The following is a 20,325-nucleotide window of genomic DNA, read 5'->3' as shown; positions in this document are numbered from 1 at the left end:
CCGGTGGGCGGAGACGGGGGCGCGATGGAGCTGGCGGCGGTCGGCAAGCGGTACGGGCGGGGCGGGAGGTGGGTGCTGCGCGGGGTCGACCTGGCCGTCGGGCCGGGGGAGTTGGTGCGGATCGCCGGGGCGAACGGGAGCGGCAAGTCGACGCTGCTGCGGCTGGCCGCCGGGATCGAACGGCCGAGTACGGGTCGGGTGGCGCGGCCCGGTGCGACGGCGTACGTGCCCGAACGCTTCCCGCCGGCGCTGCCGTTCGACGCGGCCTCGTACCTGCTGCGGGTGGGCCGGGTGCACGGGCTGTCGGCGCGGACGGCGCAGCGGCGGGCGGGGGAGTGGCTGGACCGGTTCGGCATCGCGGACCGGGCGGGCACCCCGCTGAGCCGGCTGTCGAAGGGCACCTGCCAGAAAGTCGCGGTCGCCCAGGCGCTGCTCGCCGAGGCGCGGGTGCTGCTGCTGGACGAGGCGTGGACCGGGCTGGACCCGGAGGCCCGGGCGGTGCTGGACGAGGCCGCCGCCGAGCGGGCGGCGGCGGGCGGCACGGTGCTGTTCGTCGACCACGACCCGGCCCGGCTGGCCGGGCTGACCAGCGCCGCGTACCGGGTGGGGGCGGACGGCGGCCTGCGGCCCGTCGAGGACGTGGCTGCGGCGTCGGAGGAGCGCGGCCCGGTGATGGAGGTGGAGGTGGACGTACCGGACGGCGCGCCGCTGCCGGAGCGGCTGCCCGGCGCGCCGGAGCGCACCTCGCTGGCCGGGACGGCGGTGCGGCTGGCCGTGCCGGCCGCGCACTCGGACGCGCTGCTGCGTCGGCTGCTGCTGGGGCGCCCGGCCGTGCGGGTGCTGGCGGTGCGGGCGCGCGGGGAGGCCGTGGCGGGGGAGCCGTCGTCCGGGAAGTCCTTGGAGGGGAAGTCCTCGGCGGGGGAGGCCTCGGTGGGACGACCCGGGCCGGGGGAAGCGGAGGGGGAGCGGTGAGGCAGCTCGGCTCGCTGACGCGGTACCACCTGGAGCTGCTGGTGCGCTCGCACGCCTGGCTGCCGCCGTTCCTGGCGTACGTGCTGCTGCTGGTGATCGGGGTGACGGCGGGCGACCCGCTGCTGGGCGCCCTCGGCTTCGGCGCCGGGGTGCTGCTGCCGGTGAGCGCCTGGTACGTGCGCAGCGTGCTGGCCGCGGAGCCGCCGGCCTCGCGGGCCTGCCTGGTCGCGGTGGCCGGACCGGCCCGGGTGCACCTGGGTGCGCTGCTGGCGGCGCTGACGGTCTCGCTGCTGCTGGCGGCGGGTCAGGTGGCGGCGCTGTGGTGGGCCGGTGGTGCGGTGGCCGACCCGGGAGCGGGGGCGACGCCCGGGGTGGGGACGGCGCTGCTGGCCGGGCTGCTGACCTCGGTGGTTTGCGCGCTGCTCGGGGTGCTGGCCGGGGCGCTGACCAACCGTCCGCTGGCGGCCCGCGGGCCGTACGGCATCCCGGCGGCGTTGGCGCTGGCCACGCTGCTGCTGGTGGTGCCGGTCTCGCCGGCCAACGCGGCCCTGCGCGCCCTGGTGAGCGCCGGGCGGACCGGCCGGGTCGCCCTGCCGTGGCTGGAGCTGCTGCTCGCCGTCGTGCTGCTGGCCGCGGGCTGCGCGGGTGCGGCGGCGCTGGCCGGGCGCCGGCCCGAGTGAGCAGCCGGGTCGGTCCGGGTGGGCGCCGGAGGCTGGTGCGGGCGAGCACCGGGGCAATCAGGGCAATGGACGACACACCACGACGAAGAGCGAATCCTGGCGGATAGCACTCGTTAGGGTGCGGAACCAGGGCATCGGGCGCCGCTGCCGGTCCGCCCCGAGCGGTATCCCCTGATCGGCATCGCCCGGACGGCGGCATCGGGCTCCCCGCGATTTCCAGGACGGTCCGTGGCGACACCCTCCGCCGTGACGCGATCCGCCGCCGGGCCGAGCCGGCCGGTGGCGACCGGACGCACCACCGAGCTCGTCCTGCTGCTCGCTGCCGTCCTGACCGCCGTGTTCGGTTACGTCGAGGTCGGCGTCAACCTGGACGGCGAGGTCCCGGCCGACGCCGCCGAGTACGGCGGCGCGCTCGGGGTGCTCGCCCTGGCGGCGCACGCCGTGGTGCGGTGGCGGGCCCGGTGCGCGGACCCGCTGCTGCTGCCGATCGCGGTGCTGCTCAACGGGATCGGCCTGGTGGTGATCTACCGGCTCGACCGGGCCACCCCGGGCCGCGGCGCCGCCTCCACGCAGCTGCTCTGGTCGGCGCTCGGGGTGGCGCTGTTCATCGCGGTGGTGCTGCTGGTGCGCGACCACCGGCGGCTGCAGCGCTACGCCTACCTCGGGGCGCTCGCGGCGCTGGTCCTGCTGGTGCTGCCGATCTTCTTCCCGCCGGTGTACGGCTCGCGGATCTGGATCGTGATCGGGCCGCTCTCCTTCCAGCCCGGCGAGTTCGCCAAGGTCCTGCTGGCCGTCTTCTTCGCCGCCTACCTGGCCGTGCACCGGGACGCGCTGGCGCTCACCGGCCGGCGGGTCTGGCGCCGGCAGCTGCCGCGCGGGCGGGTGCTCGGTCCGGTCCTGCTGATCTGGGCGGCCTTCGTCGGCGTGCTGGTGCTGGAGACCGACCTCGGCACCTCGCTGCTGTTCTTCGGCCTGTTCGTGGTGATGCTCTACGTGGCCACCGCGCGCACCGGGTGGATCGCGATCGGGCTCGGCCTGGCCGCGGTGGGGGCGGTGACGGTGGGCTGGCTCTCACCGCACGTGCACAGCCGGGTCGCGGACTGGCTGGACCCGCTGGGCTCGATCGCGGCGGGCCGGGGCGCCAACCAGATCGCCCAGTCGCTGTTCGCCTTCGCCTGGGGCGGCGAGCTGGGCACCGGGCTCGGCAGCGGGCACTCGGTGCTGATCGGCTTCGCTGCCAAGTCGGACTTCATCCTCGCCACCATCGGGGAGGAGCTGGGCCTGACCGGGCTGATCGCGGTGTTCCTGCTGTACGCGGCGTTGGTCTCCCGGGGCTTCCGGACCGGCCTCGCGCTGCGCGACCCGTTCGGGCGGCTGCTGGCGATCGGGCTGGCCTCGATCGTCGCCCTGCAGGTGTTCGTGGTGGCGGGCGGGGTGCTCGCGCTGATCCCGCTGACCGGGATGACCATGCCGTTCATCGCCCAGGGAGGCTCCTCGGTGGTCACCAACTGGATCATCGTCGCGCTGCTGGTACGGATGAGTTCCGTCGCGCGGCAGCCGGCGCCGGAGGCGGAGTGATGGCGCGGGTGCGGCCGCGCGGCAACGGCCCCCAGGGGCTGCCCGGCATCTCGGTCACCGGGCGCCGGGCGGGCACCTTCTGCCTGCTGCTGGTCGTGGCGCTGTGCGTCCAGGCCACCCGGGTGCAGGTGTTCCAGGCCAGGGAGCTCGACCGCAACAGCGCCAACCAGCGGCTCACCATCGAGCGGTACGCCCGGCCGCGCGGCGACATCCTGGTGGGTACCGAGCCGGTCACCGGCTCGGTACCCACCGGCGGCCGGTACGCCTACAAGCGCAGCTACCCCGAGGGCCCGACCTACGCGGCCGTCACCGGCTACGCCTCGCAGGCGTACGGCACCACCCAGCTGGAGGGCACCGAGGACGAGCTGCTGACCGGCACCGACGGCCGGCTGGCGGGCTGGTCGCTCCGGGACGCCGTGGCCCGTCGGCAGAACCCCGGCGGGGACGTGCACACCACGCTGAACCGGGCCGCCCAGGAGGCCGCGATGCGCGGACTCGGCGAGCAGAAGGGCGCGGTCGCCGCGATCGAGCCGGCCACCGGGCGGATCCTGGCGCTGGCCAGCACGCCCTCCTACGACCCGGGCAGCTTCGCCGGCCACGCCGCCGACGACCAGGAGGCCTGGAACCGGCTGCAGGCCGACCCCGACCAGCCGATGCTCAACCGGGCGCTGCGCCAGACCTACCCGCCGGGCTCGACCTTCAAGGTGGTCACCGCCGCGGCCGCGCTCGCGAACGGGGTGGTCACCGACATCGACGCGCCGACCGGGGCGCCCTCCCCGTACGTCCTGCCCGGGACGACCACGCCGCTGGTCAACGACACCCCGGCCTGCGACCGGCCCGGCCTGTCGCTGGACGCCGCGATGACCGCCAGTTGCAACAGCGTGCTCGGCTGGCTCGGGGTGCGGACCGGGCTGCACCGGATGGCGGCGATGGCCGGGAACTTCGGCTTCGACGACGCCAGGCTGGACGTCCCGGTGCGCGCGGCCCGCTCGGCCTTCGACACCCGGATGGACGAGTCGCAGCTGGCGCTCTCCTCGATCGGGCAGTTCGACACGGCGGCCACCCCGCTGGTGATGGCGATGGTGGCGGCCGGGGTCGCCGACAACGGGACGGTCATGCGTCCACAGCTTGTGGACAGGCTCACCAGGAGCGACGGGACCGTGGTGCGGCAGACGGCGCCGGTGACGTACCGGCAGGCGATGGCGCCGGCGGTGGCCGCGCAGCTGCAGAAACTGATGACCGACGTGGTGGAGAACGGGACCGGCGGCAACGCCCGGATCGCCGGGGCCGTGGTCGGCGGCAAGACCGGGACGGCCCAGCACGGGGTGGAGAACAGCGGGACGCCGTACGCCTGGTTCGTCTCCTGGGCCAGGCCGGCCGGCTCGACCGGGGTGCCGCCGGTCGCGGTGGCCGTGGTGGTCGCGGACAGTGACGCCACGGATGTCACGGGTGGCGCCCTGGCCGCGCCGATCGCCCGCTCGGTGATGCGGGCGGTGCTCGGCCTCTGACCGTCGCAGGGGCGCTGAGCTGCTGCTTTAGCTGCTCGGTGGCAGATGCGCCGTTTGCGAAGTGTCCGGTTTGTACAGCGATATGTGCCAATTCGGACAATGCGCCGATCCGGACTGTTCGTTTGCGACACTGGTGCTTTCGCCGGGTACTGTCCCATGTTTGTTCGGTTGGTCCCTGATGACACCCCACCGAGTGTCGGGCGGCCAGCCGCTAGGACACCCTCCCCCGCCTAGAAGGACCGCAGTTTTGGCCAGCAACACCCTTGGTGCGCGTCTGCTGCGACGCAAGCCCGTCTCGTCACTGATCGCGGAGAGCGAGGGCAAGGACGCCCTCCCGGCCGGCGCGCCCGAGGAGGGCGGACGCTCCGGCATCCACCTGCGCCGCTCCATCGGGCTCTGGCAGCTGTCCGCGATCGGCATCGGCGCCACCATCGGCACCGGGATCTTCTTCGTGCTGAACACCGCGGTGCCCTCCGCGGGTCCGGCCGTCATCCTGTCCTTCGTGATCGCCGCGGTCACCGCCGGACTCACCGCGCTCTGCTACGCCGAGATGGCCTCCGCGATCCCGGTCTCCGGCTCCTCGTACTCCTACGCCTACGCCACCCTCGGCGAGGGCGTGGCCTTCGGCGTCGGCATCTGCCTGCTGATGGAGTACGGCGTCTCCGCCTCCGCGATCGCCGTCAGCTGGGCCGAGTACCTGAACAAGTTCCTCGACCTGGCCTTCGGGTTCAAGATCCCCGAGCAGCTGTCCGGCGCGCCGGACAGCACCCACTGGTTCAACCTGCCGGCGCTGCTGCTGGTCGCGATGGTCTGCTTCCTGCTGATCCGCGGCGTCAGCGAGTCGGTGAAGGTCAACGCGGCGATGGTCGCGATCAAGATCGTCATCCTGCTGCTGTTCATCGGCGTTGCGTTCACCGGCTTCCACTCCGGCAACCTGACCCCGTTCATGCCGCTCGGCATCGGCGGCGTGCAGGTCGCCGCGTCCAGCATCTTCTTCTCCTTCATCGGCCTGGACGCCGTGTCCACCGCCGGTGAGGAGGTCAAGAACCCGCGCCGCACCCTGCCGATGGCGATCATCATCTCGCTGGTCGTGGTGACCCTGCTCTACATCCTGGTCGCCCTGGCCGGCATCGGCGCCCAGCCCTGGGACAAGTTCGACGGCCAGGAGGCCGGCCTCGCCCAGATCCTCCAGGACATCACCGGCCAGAGCTGGCCCGCGATGGTCTTCGCGATCGGCGCGATCCTCTCGATCTTCAGCATCACCCTCGTGGTGATCTACGGCCAGACCCGCATCCTGTACTCGATGGGCCGCGACGGCATGCTGCCCAAGCGCTTCGCCGAGCTCTCCCCGCGCACCGGCACCCCGGTCTGGAACACCATCGTGGTGGGCCTCGGCGTGGGCGCGCTGGCCGCCTTCGTCCCGCTGAACGTCCTGGCCGACATCACCAGCCTCGGCACGCTCATCGCCTTCTCGGTCGTCTCGCTCGGCGTGATCGTCCTGCGCCGCACCCAGCCCGACCTGCCGCGCGGCTTCAAGGTGCCCGGCTACCCGGTCGTCCCGCTGGTCAGCGTCGCCTTCTGCATCTACCTGATCACCGGCCTGCACGCCGACACCTTCCGGGCCGGGGCGATCGCCCTCGCCGTCGCCGTGGTCGTCTACTTCGGCTACAGCATCAAGCACTCCAAGCTGGAGCGGGCCGCGCAGGCGGCAGAGCCGGTGGACTCGGCGGAGTCGGCGGAGTCGGCGGAGCACGCCGACCGCACCGACCGCACCGCCGGCTGACCGGAAGACGAACCAGACGTGAAGGGCCGCCGACCGCAACGCCATTCGGCGGCCCTTTTCGTGCCATCCCCCGCCCAGTGCCCCACGCCATGGCGACAGGGCCGGGCCCGCACCCCTAACCTTCCACCATGGTGAGCACCCGCACGCCCGGCTTGACCCGCCCGCGCGGCCGCTTCACCGGCCGCAGCAGAACGCCGGCCCAGACCATCGCGACCGAGACGTCGTCCAGACCCGGACGACCGCCGAGAGGCTTCTCCGTCCGCCCGTTCCCCCGTCAGCGTGGCGAGAGCACCTTCCCGCCCACGCACGATCGGCTGAATCCCGCCAAGCTCGCCTCGATGCGGAGCGTCCAACTGTTCGGCTGCCTCATCGCGGCCGGCTGGGCCGGCGCCTTCCCGCTCGTCTCCGACCTGGACAACCAGCGGGTCTGGGGCCTGATCGCCGCCCCCGCCTACCTCCTCGCCGGACTGCTCTGCCTGACCCTGCCGCGCCGATTCGCGGCCCACGCCGCAGCCGCCGTCGCCCTCGTCGGCGCCGTCCTCGCCCCGCTCGGACTGCTGGCCCTGCACGGCCGCCACCAGTCCGAGGTCATGGTGGTCGAACGCTCGGCCCACCTGCTGCTCACCACCGGTGACGCCTACCTGCCGCACCCGGCGGTGGTCACCGACTACAACCCCTACCTGCCCGCGATGGCCCTGTTCGGCCTGCCGCGCCAGCTGCTCGGGGACTCCACCGCCTTCGCCAGGGTCGCCGGGGACGCCCGGATCTGGTTCGCCCTGACCTTCTTCGCCTGCCTGCTGGCCGCCTGGCGGCTGCTGCGCCCGTCCAGGGACCGCGCACCGCTGCTGCCGCTGGCCGTCCTCACCGCGTCGCCGCTGATAGCGCTCGCCCTGGCGGTCGGCGGGGTCGACCTGCCCCTGATCGGGGTCTGCTGCCTGGCCATGGCGCTCGCCGAGCGCGACCGCACCGTCGGCGCCGGGCTGGTGCTCGCCCTCGCCTGCAGCCTCAAGTGGACCGCCTGGCCGGCCCTGCCGGTGGCCGTCCTGCTCCTGTGGCGGCTGTACGGGCGCCGGCCCGCCGCCCGGACCGCGCTGATCGGGGTCGGGGTGAGTGCGGCGGTGATCGTGCCGTCCGTGCTGACCCAGGCGGACGCGCTGGTCGAGCAGGTGGTGCGCTTCCCGCTCGGGATGACCGCGATCCGCACCCCGGCGGGCAGCCCGCTGCCCGGCAAGGTGCTGGCCGGCTTCGGGCCGACCGGGCACAGCATCTCGATGGCGCTGATGACCGTGGCCCTGATCGGGGTGGCGATCTGGCTGCTGGCCCGCCCGCCGGTGTCCGCGATCGCCGCCGCCGACCTGCTGGCCGCGGGGCTGGCGATCGCCTTCATGCTCGCCCCGGCCGGGCGGTTCGGGTACCTGGCGCTGCCGGCCGTCCTGGTGATCTGGCCCCGACTGGCGGCCCGGCGCTGGAGCAGCCGCCTGCCGGTGCCTCCGCTCGGGCGGGTGCCGGACGAGCCGGAGCCCGCCCTGCCGAGAGGCTGAGGGCGGGCTCCGTACGGCGGCGCCGCTAGCGGCCCGCGGCGGCCTTCAGGAGGGAGGCGACCGCCGGGCCGGCCGCGTCCACGCCGTGGCCGCCGCCCTGGACCTCGGCGGCGACCGCGAGGTTGCCGCGGAAGGCGGTGAACCAGCTGTTGGTGGTGGACGCGCCCTGGACCTCGGCGGAGCCGGTCTTGGCGCCCGCGTTGTCGGTGATCCCGGCCATCACGGCCTGGGCGGTGCCACCGGTGGCGGTGGCGTTCATCATCGCGCGCAGCTTGGCGGCGACATCCGGCGAGATCTGGCGGGCCGCGGTCTGCTGCGGCAGGCCGGCGACCAGGATCGGCTGCTTGAAGGCGCCGCTCTGGACGGTCGCGGTGATCGAGGCGATGGCCAGCGGGTTCATCTGGACCTTGCCCTGGCCGATGTAGTTCATGGCCTGCTCGTCCTTGCTGCCCGGGGTCGGCGGCACCTTGCCGTCGGCGTTCGGCAGGCCGGTCTTCCACTCCAGGCCGATGCCGAAGACGTCCTTGGCCGTGGCGGAGAGCGTCTCGGGCTTGAGGCTGGTCAGGCCCTGGTTGATGAAGGCCGTGTTGCAGGACACCATGAAGTCCTGCTGGAGCGTGTTGTTCGGGAAGGCGCCGGGGAAGTCGTTCGGGATCGCGACCGCGTTGCTGCTCTTCTCCGGACAGGCCACCGTGCTGTCCGGGTTGAGGCCGGCCTCCAGCAGGGCCGTCGAGGTGACGATCTTCATCGTCGAGCCCGGCGCGAGCAGCCCGGTGAAGGCCCGGTTCTGACCGCTGGCGGGGGCGTTGGCGAAGGCCAGCACCTGGCCGGTGCTCGGCTCGATCGCGACGATGGAGCCGGACTTGCCGCCCAGGTCGGTCATCGCCTTCTCGGCGGCGGCCTGGATGGTGTTGTCGATCGTCACCTTGAACGGCTTGCCGGGCTTCGGCTCGACGATGGTGAACAACTTGTCGGCGGCGGCCTTGCCGGCCGGGTCGCTGATCACCACGGCCTTGCCCGAGTCCGCGTCCTTGTTCGGGTCCGGCGGGAGCAGCTTCTGGGCGTTGTCCTGCAGGGTGGCCATCAGCGCCGGAGTGAGCGAGGCGCCCTGCAGCACCTTGCCGTTGCGGTCCACCACGGTGGACGGCGGGGCGAAGACCTGCTGGGTGGCGATGGTCTCGTTGCCGGACAGGTGCGGGTGGATCACCGAGGGCGCCCAGTGCACGGCCGGGGTGTTGTCGCTCATCTTCACGACGCCCAGGAAGCCCTGGTAGTCCCAGGCCCGGTTGGTGCCCTCGAACTCGGCACGGGCCTTGAAGCTCATCAGCGTGCCGGTGGGCCCGGGCGTGGCGGTCGCGGACGGCGAGTCGGTGGCGCCCGGGGTGCCGGCCGCCGGGGGCGTCGCGGAGGTACCGGCGGCGGGCTTGGCGGGGGCCGGGGTGCCGGTGGCGGCGGAGAAGACCTGCTGGGTGGTCGGACCGGTCGGGGTGAGGGTCAGCGCGCTCGGCTTCACCTGGTCCCGGAAGGCGGTCAGCGCGGTGGTGGCCGCGGCCGGGTCGTCGGTCAGCGAGGCCGCCTTGGCGATGTCGCCGGAGGCCCAGGCCGCCAGGAAGTCCTTGGCGCCGGCCGCCGCCTGCTCGGCGGTGGGCGGCTCGGCGACCACCGTACGGGCCTTCTTGCCGCCGGACCCTGAGTCGTCCGAGCCCATCAGGCTGTACGCGCCGTAGCCGCCGCCCGCGAGGACGACGATGGACACGCCGGTGATGATGCCGATCTTCGCGCCACTGCGCATGGTGCAGGTCCCCCAGGGGTCTCGCGGCCGGGCGCAACCGGCCGGAGCCGGAAACGCGGTACGACCCCACCCTAGGCAGCGCGGATCGGTGCGCTGACGAATCGCCCGTCACTTGTGACGGATCTGGTACGTGTCGTGCACCGCATACGGACGAATCGGGGGGACGCGGTGTGGGCCGGACCACTTTCGAGCGCCGGGCCGGCCTCGGCTCCCGCCGTCAGATCCAGCTGTTGAACCACATCCGGCGGCGCCAGTCCTCCAGCGGGATCGTCTGCCCGGTGAACAGCGGGAAGAAGAACAGGAAGTTCCAGACGATCAGCAGCACCAGCAGGCCGGCCGCCGTGGCGCCGATGATCCGGCGGTCCCGGGAGGCGCCGGGCGGGCCGATCAGGGCGCCGACCAGCATCGTCACCGCGAGCACCAGGAACGGGACGAAGACCACCGCGTAGAACAGGAAGATCGTCCGCTGCTGGTAGGCGAACCAGGGCAGGTAGCCCGCGGCCAGGCCGCACAGCAGTGCGCCGGCCCGCCAGTCCCGCCGGAACGCCCAGCGCCACAGGCAGTAGACCAGGGCCACCACGGCCGTCCACCAGAGCAGCGGGGTGCCGATGCCCAGCACCTCGCGGGCGCAGTCGGCGGCGGTGCAGCCGGCCTGGCCCAGCTTGGGGGACTCGTAGTAGAAGGAGACCGGCCGGCCCAGCACCAGCCAGGACCACGGGTTGGACTGGTAGGTGTGCGGGTCGCTCAGGTGGGTGTGGAACTCGTAGACCGTCGAGTGGTAGTGCCACAGGGCGCGCAGGCCCTCGGGTATCCACGGGTAGTCGGTGGAGCGGCCGACCGCCCAGTCACGGCCCCAGCCGCCCTTCCCGGGGGCGGTGCTGCTGGCGAACCAGCCCCACCAGGACGCGACGTAGACGACCACCGAGACCACGACGACCGAGACGAAGGCCGGCACGACGTCCCGGGCGAGCACCGCCAGGTACGGCCGCGGGGCCCCGGCCAGCCGGCGGGCGCCGACGTCCCAGAGCACGGTCAGCACGCCGAAGGCGGCCGCCACGTACAGGCCGCTCCACTTGGTGGCGCAGGTCAGCCCGACGCAGACGCCGGCCGCGATCCGGTACGGGCGCCAGCCCAGGTTCAGCCGCTGGGCGAGCTCCGCGTTCTCCACCCCGCCGAGCCGCGAGGCCAGCAGGGCTCGGGTGCGGTCGCGGTCCAGCAGCAGGAAGCCGAAGGCGGCGATGATCCAGAACATCACCACCAGGTCCAGCAGGGCGGCCCGGCTCAGCACCAGGTGCAGGCCGTCCACCGAGAGCAGCAGGCCCGCCACGCAGCCCAGCAGGGTCGAGCGGAACATCCGGCGGGCGATCCGGGCCAGCATCAGCACCGACAGGGTGCCGAGCAGGGCCACCGCGAAGCGCCAGCCGAAGGGGTTCATCCCGAACAGCTGCTCGCCCACGCCGATGATCCACTTGCCGACCGGTGGATGCACCACGTACGAGGGCGTCGACCGGTACGGGACGGCCGCGCCCGGCGTCATGATCGTCGTGTTGGCGTCCTCCGGCCAGCTGATCTCGTAGCCGCCGTGCCAGAGCGCGTAGGCGTCCTTGGCGTAGTACGTCTCGTCGAAGATGATCGCGTGCGGCTGACCGAGGTCGGTGAACCGCAGGGCCCCGGCGAACAGCGCCACCGCGATCGGGCCCAGCCAGCCGGACCAGCGGCACAGGAAGTACCAGAGGCCCTGCGGCAGCGAGATGCCCACGCGCAGCAGCAGCGGGGACTGCGGCACGTCGCGCGGCGTCACCCGCGGGCCGTCCGGCATCGGCGGCACCAGGCGCTCGGCCAGCGGCGCCGTCGGGCGGGCGAGGTAGCCGTGGCGGGCCAGGCGCTCGCGCCAGCCGGCGGCCGGCGGGGTCGGAGGGGCCGGGGTAACCGCCGGGGCCGGCGGGGCTGCCGGGGGTGCGGGGACGGTGGCGACGGCGGGCTCCGGTGGGCGGGGAGACGGCAGGCCGGCGCCGCCCCGCGCGGAGTGGTCCGTACCAGTGGGCGTCTGCGCCGCCTTGTCGCCGTTCATCCGCCACATCGTAGGGGCGCTCTTCGCACACGTGTCCGCTCCCTCGGAAGCTGACCGAATCGTCACCAAACGCCCCGCACCGCCGGTAGCTGGAAGGATGGGGCCCGTGACAGGAGTACTCGTTCTCGCAGGCACCCCCATCGGCGACGTCTCGGACGCCCCGCCCCGGCTGGTCCACGAACTGGCCACGGCCGACGTGATCGCGGCCGAGGACACCCGGCGGCTGCGCCGGCTCACCCAGGCCCTCGGGGTGACCCCGGCCGGCCGCGTCGTCTCGTACTTCGAGGGCAACGAGGTGGGCCGCACCCCCGAACTGGTCGAGGCGCTGCTCGGCGGCGCCCGGGTGCTGCTGGTCACCGACGCGGGCATGCCCTCGGTGTCCGACCCCGGCTACCGGCTGGTCGCCGCGGCCGTCGAGGCCGAGGTCAAGGTCACCGCGGTGCCCGGGCCGTCCGCGGTGCTCACCGCGCTCGCCCTGTCCGGCCTGCCCGTCGACCGCTTCACCTTCGAGGGCTTCCTGCCGCGCAAGACCGGCGACCGCGCCCGGCAGCTCGCCTCCATCGCCGCCGAGCCGCGCACCATGGTCTTCTTCGAGGCGCCGCACCGGATCGCCGAGGCCCTGGCCGCGATGGCCGAGGCCTTCGGGCCGGAGCGCCCGGCCGCCGTCTGCCGCGAGCTCACCAAGACCTACGAGGAGGTCAAGCGCGGGCCGATCGGCGAGCTGGCCGCCTGGGCGGCGGAGGGCGTCAAGGGCGAGATCACCGTCGTGGTCGCGGGCGCCCCGCCGGCCGCGCCGCAGGAGCTGACCCCGGCCGAGCTGGCCCGGCTGGTCGCCCTGCGGGAGGAGGCCGGGGAACGGCGCAAGGAGGCCATCGCGGCCGTCGCGGTCGAACTCTCGCTGCCCAAGCGGGAGGTCTTCGACGCGGTGGTGGCGGCGAAGAAGGAAGGCCTGGGGAAGGCCTGAGGGGACACGTGCGGGAAGGCCCGGGGGAAGCCTGGACGGAGGCCTGGGGGACGCTTGGGGGAAGGCCTGGACGGGGGCCGAAGGAGCGGTGAATTCGGGGGGGTTGCGTCGCGCACGGGGCGTCGTACCTTTGAGGGAAGGCCCCGGTAAACGCCCGCTGAGCTGAAGTTTCGGTCGCGGTTTTCGGCTCCCGGGAGGCCCTTCGTATAGGACTTCCCAACCCGCATCCAAGTCTTCACAAGTGGGGCGTCGGCCGAGGCGGTCCGGGCATTTCCTGAAAGGGAAAGACCCAGCCGGGCGAGCGCCCGGCGGGCGCTGGGAGACGGCTATGAGCGAGACGATCGGTAGCCCCCGCAATGGCAGCGCACTGAGCACCGCCGGCCTGGCCGGGCGGGCGCACACTCCCGTCGAGACCGTACGGGAGGCCTACTCCTTCGCCTGCCTGCGCTGCGGGTACGGGTGGGAGCAGGCGTACGACATCGAGCACCACGTGGCCAACGACGGGCACGTCGTGTTCGAGTACCACGCCAACGGCGTCCGGGTGCCGTCCCCGCTGCTCAAGCCGACCTGCCCGGGGTGCGGTGGCCACACCGTCCGGATCATGCGCGAGGGCCGGGTCGCCTCCGCCGACCAGCCCTGGCAGCACGCCCCCGGCTACCCGGCGCACGCGGAGCCGGCCGAGCCGGTCCCGGCCCCCGCGCCCGCCGAGCCGCGCGGCCGCTGGGCCCGGTTCTGGGCGCGGCTGCTGGGCTGACGGTCGCAGCTGCCGGTGCGGGCCCCGGTTACCCGGCCCGCACCGCAGGACGCGGGCGGACCGCAGGAGACCGGACGGACCGTCCCCCGGCCGGGAAACAACTCGGTCGAGGGCGGTCCGCGGGCCCGACTAAGCTTTCCGACCATGGCGGCCACTGCAGACCACAGCACCACCGGGGCGAACGCCCCGGCGTACTACGTTTCCACCCCGATCTACTACGTCAACGATCGCCCGCACCTGGGCCACGCGTACACCACCGTGGCGGGCGACGTCCTCACCCGCTGGCACCGCCAGCGCGGCGAGAAGGTGTGGTACCTGACCGGCACCGACGAGCACGGTCAGAAGATCATGCGGACCGCCGAGGCGAACGGCGTCACCCCGCAGGAGTGGTGCGACAAGCTGGTCGAAGAGGCGTGGAAGCCGCTCTGGGAGCACCTGGAGATCGCCAACGACGACTTCATCCGCACCACCCAGCAGCGCCACACCGACCGGGTGCAGGAGTTCGTCCAGGACCTGTACGACAAGGGCGAGATCTACAAGGGCGGCTACTCCGGCCCCTACTGCGTCGGCTGCGAGGAGTTCAAGCTCCCGGCCGAACTGCTCGACGGCGCCACCGCGGACGAGAAGCTCTGCTCCGTCCACAAGAAGCCCGTCGAGTGGCTGGAGGAGGAGAACTACTTCTTCCGCCTCTCCGCGTACGGCCCCAAGCTGCTGGAGTTCTACGCCGCGAACCCGGACTTCATCCAGCCGGCCTCGGCCCGCAACGAGGTGCTGCGCTTCGTCGAGCAGGACCTGAAGGACCTCTCGATCTCCCGCTCCACCTTCAACTGGGGCGTGCCGCTGCCCTGGGACGAGAAGCACGTCCTCTACGTGTGGGTGGACGCGCTGCAGAACTACATCACCGCGGCCGGCTACGGCAGCGACCCGGAGCGCTTCGCCGAGCTGTGGCCCGCCTCCGTGCACCTGGTCGGCAAGGACATCCTGCGCTTCCACGCCGTCATCTGGCCCGCCATGCTGATGGCCGCCGGGCTGCCGCTGCCCAAGCGGGTCGTCGCCAACGGCTGGCTGATGGTCGGCGGCGAGAAGATGTCCAAGTCGAACCTGACCGGCATCGCGCCCACCGACCTGACCTCGCACTTCGGCGTGGACGCCTACCGCTACTACTTCCTGCGGGCGATCCCGTTCGGCACGGACGGCTCGTTCTCCTGGGAGGACTTCAGCGCCCGCTACACCTCCGAGCTCGCCAACGACTTCGGCAACCTCGCCTCCCGGGCCGCCGCGATGGTCGGCAAGTACTTCGGCGGCGTGCTGCCGGCCGCCACGGCCGACGGCGAGGCCGAGCAGGCCCTGAAGGACGGGCTGGCCAAGGCCGTCGAGGCGGCCGACCGGAAGATCGGCGAGGAGCTGGACTTCGCCGGCGGCCTCGCGGCGATCTTCGAGTTCGTCAAGCAGGTCAACGGCTACATCACCGAGCAGGAGCCCTGGAAGGTCGCCAAGGACGAGTCGGAGGAGGGCCGGGCGCGCCTCGCGACCATCCTCTACGCCGCCGCCGAGTCGCTGCGCGCCACCGCCGTCCTGCTCAACCCGGTGATGCCGTCCACCGCCGAGAAGCTGTGGGCCTCCCTGGGCGCCGAGGCCGAGCTGGGTGCGCTGTCCGCGCAGACCGTCGCCACCGTCGCCGACTGGGGCCGGCTGCCCGCCGGCGTCACCGTCACCAAGGGCGAGATCCTCTTCCCGCGCCTCGAAGAGAAGCCCGCCGCCTGATGGCCGCCAAGGACGACGACCGGTCGACCCCGCCGCCGCTGCCGGAACCCCTGGCAGTGGCGGTGGCCGACTCGCACACCCACCTCGACATGCAGTCCGGTACCCCGGCCGAGGGCCTGGCCCGGGCCGCCTCGGTCGGCGTCACCACGGTCGTCCAGGTGGGCTGCGACGTGCCCGGCTCGCGCTGGGCCGCCGACCTGGCGGCCCAGTACGAGCAGGTGCACGCGGCCGTCGCTCTGCACCCCAACGAGGCGCCGCGGATCTTCCTCGGCGACGCGGACGGCTGGTCCGGACAGCAGCGCAAGGCCGGCGGCGCCGCCGCACTCGACGAAGCCCTCGCCGAGATCGACCGGCTCGCCGCCCTGCCGCAGGTCCGGGCCGTCGGCGAGACCGGACTGGACTACTTCCGGACCGGGCCCGAGGGCGTGGAGATCCAGAAGGAGTCGTTCCGCCGCCACATCGAGATGGCCAAGCGGCACGGCAAGGCCCTGGTCATCCACGACCGGGACGCCCACGAGGACGTCATCGCCGTCCTGCTGGAGGAGGGCGCCCCCGAGCGGACCGTCTTCCACTGCTACTCCGGCGACGCCACGATGGCCAAGACCTGCGCCGAGCACGGCTGGTACCTCTCCTTCGCAGGCCCGGTCACCTTCAAGGCCAACCAGCCGCTGCGGGACGCCCTGCTCGCCACCCCGCTCGACCGCATCCTGGTCGAGACCGACGCCCCCTTCCTCACCCCGCACCCCTACCGCGGCCGGCCCAACGCCCCGTACCTGATCCCGGTCACGGTGCGCTCGATGGCCGCCACCCTGGGGCTGCACGAGGACGAGCTGTCGACGGCCATCGCGGAGAACACGGCGCGGGCCTTCGGGTACTGATCTACCCGGCACCCAGGGCCTGCCCGTCGCGCAGCACGAGGGAGTGCTCCGCACTTCGGTGCCGTACCCGGTGGAGATCGACCTGGCGGCCCTGGTCGAACTCTGAGCCCCGCCCGCGCCCGTATCCTTGGCGCGTGAGCACCACCGACCCCACCCCTGACAGCCACCTGCTGGGCGCCGCCGACATCCGCGAGCTGGCGGCCGCGTTCGGCGTGAAGCCGACCAAGCAGCGCGGGCAGAACTTCGTCATCGACGGCAACACCGTGCGGCGGATCGTCCGGGCGGGCGGCGTGACCGGGGAGGACGCGGTCGTCGAGGTCGGGCCCGGGCTCGGGTCGCTGACGCTCGCGCTGCTGGAGGTGGCGAAGCACGTCACCGCCGTCGAGATCGACCCGGTGCTCGCACAGCACCTGCCGGACACCGTCGCGGCCCGGATGCCCGGCAAGGCGGACAGCTTCGACCTGGTGTTCAGTGACGCCATGGAGGTCACCGAGCTGCCCGGGCCGGCCCCCACCGCGCTGGTCGCCAACCTCCCGTACAACGTGGCCGTGCCCGTCCTGCTGCACATGCTGGCGACCTTCCCCAGCATCGAGCGGACCTTGGTGATGGTGCAGAGCGAGGTCGCCGACCGGCTCGCCGCCAAGCCCGGCAACAAGGTGTACGGCGTCCCGTCGGTCAAGGCCAACTGGTACGCCGAGGTGAAGCGGGCCGGTGCCATCGGGCGGAACGTGTTCTGGCCCGCCCCCAACGTCGACTCCGGGCTGGTCTCGCTGATCCGCCGCGAGCCCCCGAAGACCACCGCCAGCCGCGAGGAGGTGTTCGCGGTGGTCGACGCCGCGTTCGCCCAGCGGCGCAAGACCCTGCGTGCCGCCCTGGCCGGCTGGGCCGGCTCCCCCGCCGGCGCCGAGCAGGCCCTCGCCGCTGCCGGGATCGACCACAAGCTGCGCGGCGAGATGCTGACGGTGGAGCAGTTCGCCGCGATCGCCGAGCACAAGCCCGAGCACAAGCCCGAGCGCAAGCCCGAGCGCAAGCCCGCGAAGGACAGTGAGTGATCACCGTACGGGTCCCGGCCAAGGTCAACGTCCAGCTCGGCGTCGGCGGACTGCGTGCCGACGGTTTCCACGACCTGGCCAACGTCTTCTTCGCCGTCGCCCTCGGTGACGAGGTCACCGCGACGGCAGGGGAGGGCGTCACGCTCTCCTGCACCGGACCGGACGCCGCCGTCGTCCCGCTCGACGACAGCAACCTCGCCGCCCGCGCCGCCCGGCTGCTCGCCGCCCACCACGGCATCGCCGACCCCGGCGTGCACCTGCACATCGCCAAGGCCATCCCGGTGGCCGGCGGCATGGCCGGCGGCAGCGCCGACGGCGCGGCAGCCCTGGTCGCCTGCGACGCGCTGTGGCAGCTCGACACCTCGGTCGAGACCCTGTTGGAGCTGGCCGCCGAGCTCGGGTCGGATGTGCCGTTCGCCCTGCTCGGCGGCGTCGCGCTGGGCCGCGGCCGGGGCGAGATCCTGGACCCGCTGGCCGTCGAGGGCACCTTCCACTGGGTCTTCGCGGTCGCCGACGGCGGCCTGTCCACCCCTGCCGTCTTCCGCGAGTGCGACCGGCTGCGCGAGGAAGCCGGCACCGGCTCCAGCGACACCGACGTCCCCACCCCCGACGCCGACCCGGCGCTGCTCGCGGCACTCGCCGAGGGCGATGCCGTCGCCCTGGCCGCCGCACTCGCCAACGACCTCCAGTCCGCCGCCCTCTCGCTGCGCCCCGCGCTCGCGGACACCCTGCGGGCCGGCACCGAGGCCGGCGCGCTCGGGGCACTCGTCTCCGGCTCCGGGCCGACCTGCGCCTTCCTCGCCAAGGACGCCGACGCGGCCGCTGCCGTCGCCGAGGCGCTGCGGGCCTCCGGAACCTGCCGGACGGCGCACGTCACGTACGGGCCGGTGCCGGGGGCTTCGGTCGTGGCGTAGGCGGGGCGTCCCTCGGCGTCCCTCGGCCTGCTGCGGCGTCCCGGGCTTCACCTGGTGGCCGGGCTCCCCGTGGTGGCCCGGCTCGCTCCCCGTCGTGGCCCGGCGCGCTCCCCGGGAGCGCGGTGAGGCCGTCGCCGCGAGCCCATTAGGCTGGGGAGATCGGGGTGTCCCCGAGACGGGGCCGGTCGTCCGCCCCGCGACCGCCGATCCCAGGAGCGCAGCACACGTGGCCGTCAACCTCGCCACCATCGAGTCCGTCACGAAGGTCTACGGCACCCGCACCCTGCTGGACGCGGTCAGCCTCGGCGTCAGCGAAGGCGACCGGATCGGAGTCGTCGGACGCAACGGCGACGGCAAGACCACCCTGATCCGGATGCTCGCCAAGCTGGAGGAGCCCGACGGCGGCCGGATCACCTGGAGCGGCAACCTGCAGCCGGCCGTCCTCACCCAGCACGACTCGCTCGACCCGAACGCCACCATCCGGCACGAGGTCATCGCCGACCGGGCCGACCACGAATGGCTCGGCGACGCCCGCATCCGCGACATCATCGAAGGCCTCTTCGGCGGCCTCGACCTCCCCGGCTTCGCCGACGGCCTGGACACCGTCATCGGCCCGCTCTCCGGTGGCGAACGCCGCCGGATCGCCCTCGCCAAGCTGCTGCTCGGCTCGCCCGACCTCATCATCCTGGACGAGCCCACCAACCACCTCGACGTCGAGGGCATCAACTGGCTCGCCCAGCACCTCCAGAAGCGCCGCTCCGCGCTGGTCTGCGTCACCCACGACCGCTGGTTCCTCGACCAGGTCTGCACCCGGATGTGGGACGTCCAGCACGGCACCGTCCACGAGTACGAGGGCGGCTACTCCGACTACGTCTTCGCCCGCGCCGAGCGCACCCGGGTCGAAGCCGTCGAGGAGCAGAAGCGCCAGAACCTCGCCCGCAAGGAACTCGCCTGGCTGCGCCGCGGCGCCCCCGCCCGTACCTCCAAGCCGCGCTACCGCATCGAGGCCGCCAACGCGCTGATCGCCGACGTGCCGGAACCGCGCGACAAGTCCGAACTGATGAAGTTCGCCAACGCCCGGCTCGGCAAGACCGTCTTCGACCTGGAGGGCGTGACCGTCAAGGCCGGCCCCAAGCTGCTCCTGGAGAACCTCACCTGGCAGCTCGGCCCCGGCGACCGGATCGGCCTGCTCGGCGTCAACGGCGCCGGCAAGACCTCGCTGCTGCGCGCCCTGCGCGACGCGTACACCAGCGAGGGCGACGTGCAGCCCGCCTCCGGGATCATCAAGGTCGGCAAGACCGTACGGCTCGCCTACCTGTCGCAGGAGATCGCCGAACTGGACCCGGAGATCCGGGTGCTGCAGGCCGTCGAGCAGGTCCGCTCGCGAGTCGACCTCGGCAAGGGCCGGGAGATGAGCGCCGGGCAGCTGTGCGAGCAGTTCGGCTTCGGCAAGGACAAGCAGTGGACGCCGGTCGGTGACCTCTCCGGTGGCGAGCGCCGCCGCCTCCAGCTGCTGCGGCTGCTCATGGACGAGCCCAACGTCCTGTTCCTGGACGAGCCGACGAACGACCTGGACATCGAGACGCTGAACCAGCTGGAGGACCTGCTCGACGGCTGGCCCGGCTCGATGATCGTCATCAGCCACGACCGCTTCTTCATCGAGCGCACCACGGACGTCGTCCACGCGCTGCTCGGCGACAAGAAGATGCGGATGCTGCCGAACGGCGTCGACGAGTACCTGGAGCGGCGGGCCCGGATGGCTGCGGAGGCGGCTTCCGCCGCCGCCGCTGCTTCCGGTGCCGCTGCCGCCTCGGCGGCGGCGGCCGGCGCGGCCGGGTCGGGGCTGACTGGCGGGGACCTGCGGGCGGCGAAGAAGGAGATGCAGAAGCTGGAGCGGCAGATCGCCAAGCTGGACGAGAAGGAGTCCAAGCTGCACACCCAACTCGCCGAGCACGCCGCCGACTTCTCCAAGGTCGCGGAGCTGGACGGGCAGCTGCGCGCGGTCCGGGAGGAGAAGGAGGAGCTGGAGATGAGCTGGTTGGAGCTGGCGGAGCAGGTGTGAGTCGAAGCGAGT

The 20,325-nt window shown here is 73.1% G+C and carries 15 protein-coding genes; 13 read left to right on the top strand and 2 right to left on the bottom strand.

Annotation, left to right across the window (positions count from 1 at the left end):
- Nucleotides 1-24 precede the first annotated feature (24 nt).
- The 6 genes from CRP52_RS12795 to CRP52_RS12770 all read left to right on the top strand — a co-directional run bounded on the left by CRP52_RS12795 (nucleotide 25) and on the right by CRP52_RS12770 (nucleotide 8,062).
- Complete coding sequence (locus CRP52_RS12795; RefSeq protein ID WP_097236518.1) at nucleotides 25-972, top strand: ATP-binding cassette domain-containing protein; 948 nt, start codon at nucleotides 25-27, stop codon at nucleotides 970-972.
- Nucleotides 969-1,652, top strand: a complete 684-nt coding sequence (locus tag CRP52_RS12790; RefSeq protein WP_097236517.1) for an ABC transporter — start codon at nucleotides 969-971, stop codon at nucleotides 1,650-1,652. Before CRP52_RS12795 ends, CRP52_RS12790 begins: the two co-directional genes overlap by 4 nt.
- A gap of 246 nt (nucleotides 1,653-1,898) precedes the next feature.
- Nucleotides 1,899-3,230: an FtsW/RodA/SpoVE family cell cycle protein gene (locus CRP52_RS12785; RefSeq protein WP_097240042.1), complete on the top strand. Its 1,332-nt coding sequence runs from the start codon at nucleotides 1,899-1,901 to the stop codon at nucleotides 3,228-3,230.
- Nucleotides 3,230-4,738 (top strand): penicillin-binding transpeptidase domain-containing protein, encoded by a 1,509-nt coding sequence (locus tag CRP52_RS12780; RefSeq protein ID WP_097236516.1) that lies wholly within the window; start codon nucleotides 3,230-3,232, stop codon nucleotides 4,736-4,738. The genes CRP52_RS12785 and CRP52_RS12780 overlap by 1 nt, the downstream gene beginning before the upstream one ends.
- A 247-nt stretch (nucleotides 4,739-4,985) precedes the next feature.
- Nucleotides 4,986-6,521: an amino acid permease gene (locus tag CRP52_RS12775; protein ID WP_257032441.1), complete on the top strand. Its 1,536-nt coding sequence runs from the start codon at nucleotides 4,986-4,988 to the stop codon at nucleotides 6,519-6,521.
- A 338-nt stretch (nucleotides 6,522-6,859) separates the two neighbouring features.
- A complete protein-coding gene (locus CRP52_RS12770; protein ID WP_101948184.1) occupies nucleotides 6,860-8,062 on the top strand; it encodes a glycosyltransferase 87 family protein in 1,203 nt (400 codons plus the stop codon).
- Between the two features lie 25 nt (nucleotides 8,063-8,087).
- Here the strand turns inward: CRP52_RS12770 and CRP52_RS12765 are convergent, their stop codons facing one another.
- Together CRP52_RS12765 and CRP52_RS12760 are read right to left on the bottom strand one after the other, a co-directional pair.
- Entirely contained in the window at nucleotides 8,088-9,854 is a 1,767-nt protein-coding gene (locus CRP52_RS12765; RefSeq protein WP_097236513.1) for a penicillin-binding transpeptidase domain-containing protein, read from the bottom strand.
- A gap of 217 nt (nucleotides 9,855-10,071) precedes the next feature.
- Nucleotides 10,072-11,925 (bottom strand): dolichyl-phosphate-mannose--protein mannosyltransferase, encoded by a 1,854-nt coding sequence (locus CRP52_RS12760; protein WP_097236512.1) that lies wholly within the window; start codon nucleotides 11,923-11,925, stop codon nucleotides 10,072-10,074.
- Nucleotides 11,926-12,031: 106 nt separating this feature from the next.
- On the opposite strand from CRP52_RS12760, the gene rsmI reads away from it, so the two are divergent.
- The 7 genes from rsmI (at nucleotide 12,032) to CRP52_RS12725 (ending at nucleotide 20,313) form a co-directional block, all read left to right on the top strand.
- Complete coding sequence (gene rsmI / locus CRP52_RS12755; RefSeq protein ID WP_097236511.1) at nucleotides 12,032-12,889, top strand: 16S rRNA (cytidine(1402)-2'-O)-methyltransferase; 858 nt, start codon at nucleotides 12,032-12,034, stop codon at nucleotides 12,887-12,889.
- A 328-nt stretch (nucleotides 12,890-13,217) separates the two neighbouring features.
- Entirely contained in the window at nucleotides 13,218-13,643 is a 426-nt protein-coding gene (locus CRP52_RS38180) for a hypothetical protein (RefSeq protein ID WP_179852780.1), read from the top strand.
- Between the two features lie 144 nt (nucleotides 13,644-13,787).
- Nucleotides 13,788-15,407, top strand: a complete 1,620-nt coding sequence (gene metG, locus CRP52_RS12745; protein WP_097236510.1) for a methionine--tRNA ligase — start codon at nucleotides 13,788-13,790, stop codon at nucleotides 15,405-15,407.
- Nucleotides 15,407-16,285, top strand: a complete 879-nt coding sequence (locus CRP52_RS12740) for a TatD family hydrolase (protein ID WP_097236509.1) — start codon at nucleotides 15,407-15,409, stop codon at nucleotides 16,283-16,285. The genes metG and CRP52_RS12740 overlap by 1 nt, the downstream gene beginning before the upstream one ends.
- Nucleotides 16,286-16,419: 134 nt before the next feature.
- Complete coding sequence (gene rsmA, locus CRP52_RS12735; protein WP_097236508.1) at nucleotides 16,420-17,337, top strand: 16S rRNA (adenine(1518)-N(6)/adenine(1519)-N(6))-dimethyltransferase RsmA; 918 nt, start codon at nucleotides 16,420-16,422, stop codon at nucleotides 17,335-17,337.
- Nucleotides 17,334-18,251, top strand: a complete 918-nt coding sequence (locus CRP52_RS12730) for a 4-(cytidine 5'-diphospho)-2-C-methyl-D-erythritol kinase (RefSeq protein ID WP_097236507.1) — start codon at nucleotides 17,334-17,336, stop codon at nucleotides 18,249-18,251. The genes rsmA and CRP52_RS12730 overlap by 4 nt, the downstream gene beginning before the upstream one ends.
- A gap of 226 nt (nucleotides 18,252-18,477) precedes the next feature.
- Nucleotides 18,478-20,313 carry an ABC-F family ATP-binding cassette domain-containing protein gene (locus CRP52_RS12725; protein WP_097236506.1) on the top strand — a complete coding sequence of 612 codons (1,836 nt, stop codon included), beginning with the start codon at nucleotides 18,478-18,480 and terminating at the stop codon, nucleotides 20,311-20,313.
- The last annotated feature ends 12 nt before the right edge of the window (nucleotides 20,314-20,325 follow it).

This window comes from Streptomyces sp. 1331.2 (assembly GCF_900199205.1).
Lineage (GTDB): Bacteria > Actinomycetota > Actinomycetes > Streptomycetales > Streptomycetaceae > Kitasatospora.
Note: the sequence above shows the minus strand (reverse complement) of the source record. Positions and strands in the feature narration are given on the sequence as shown.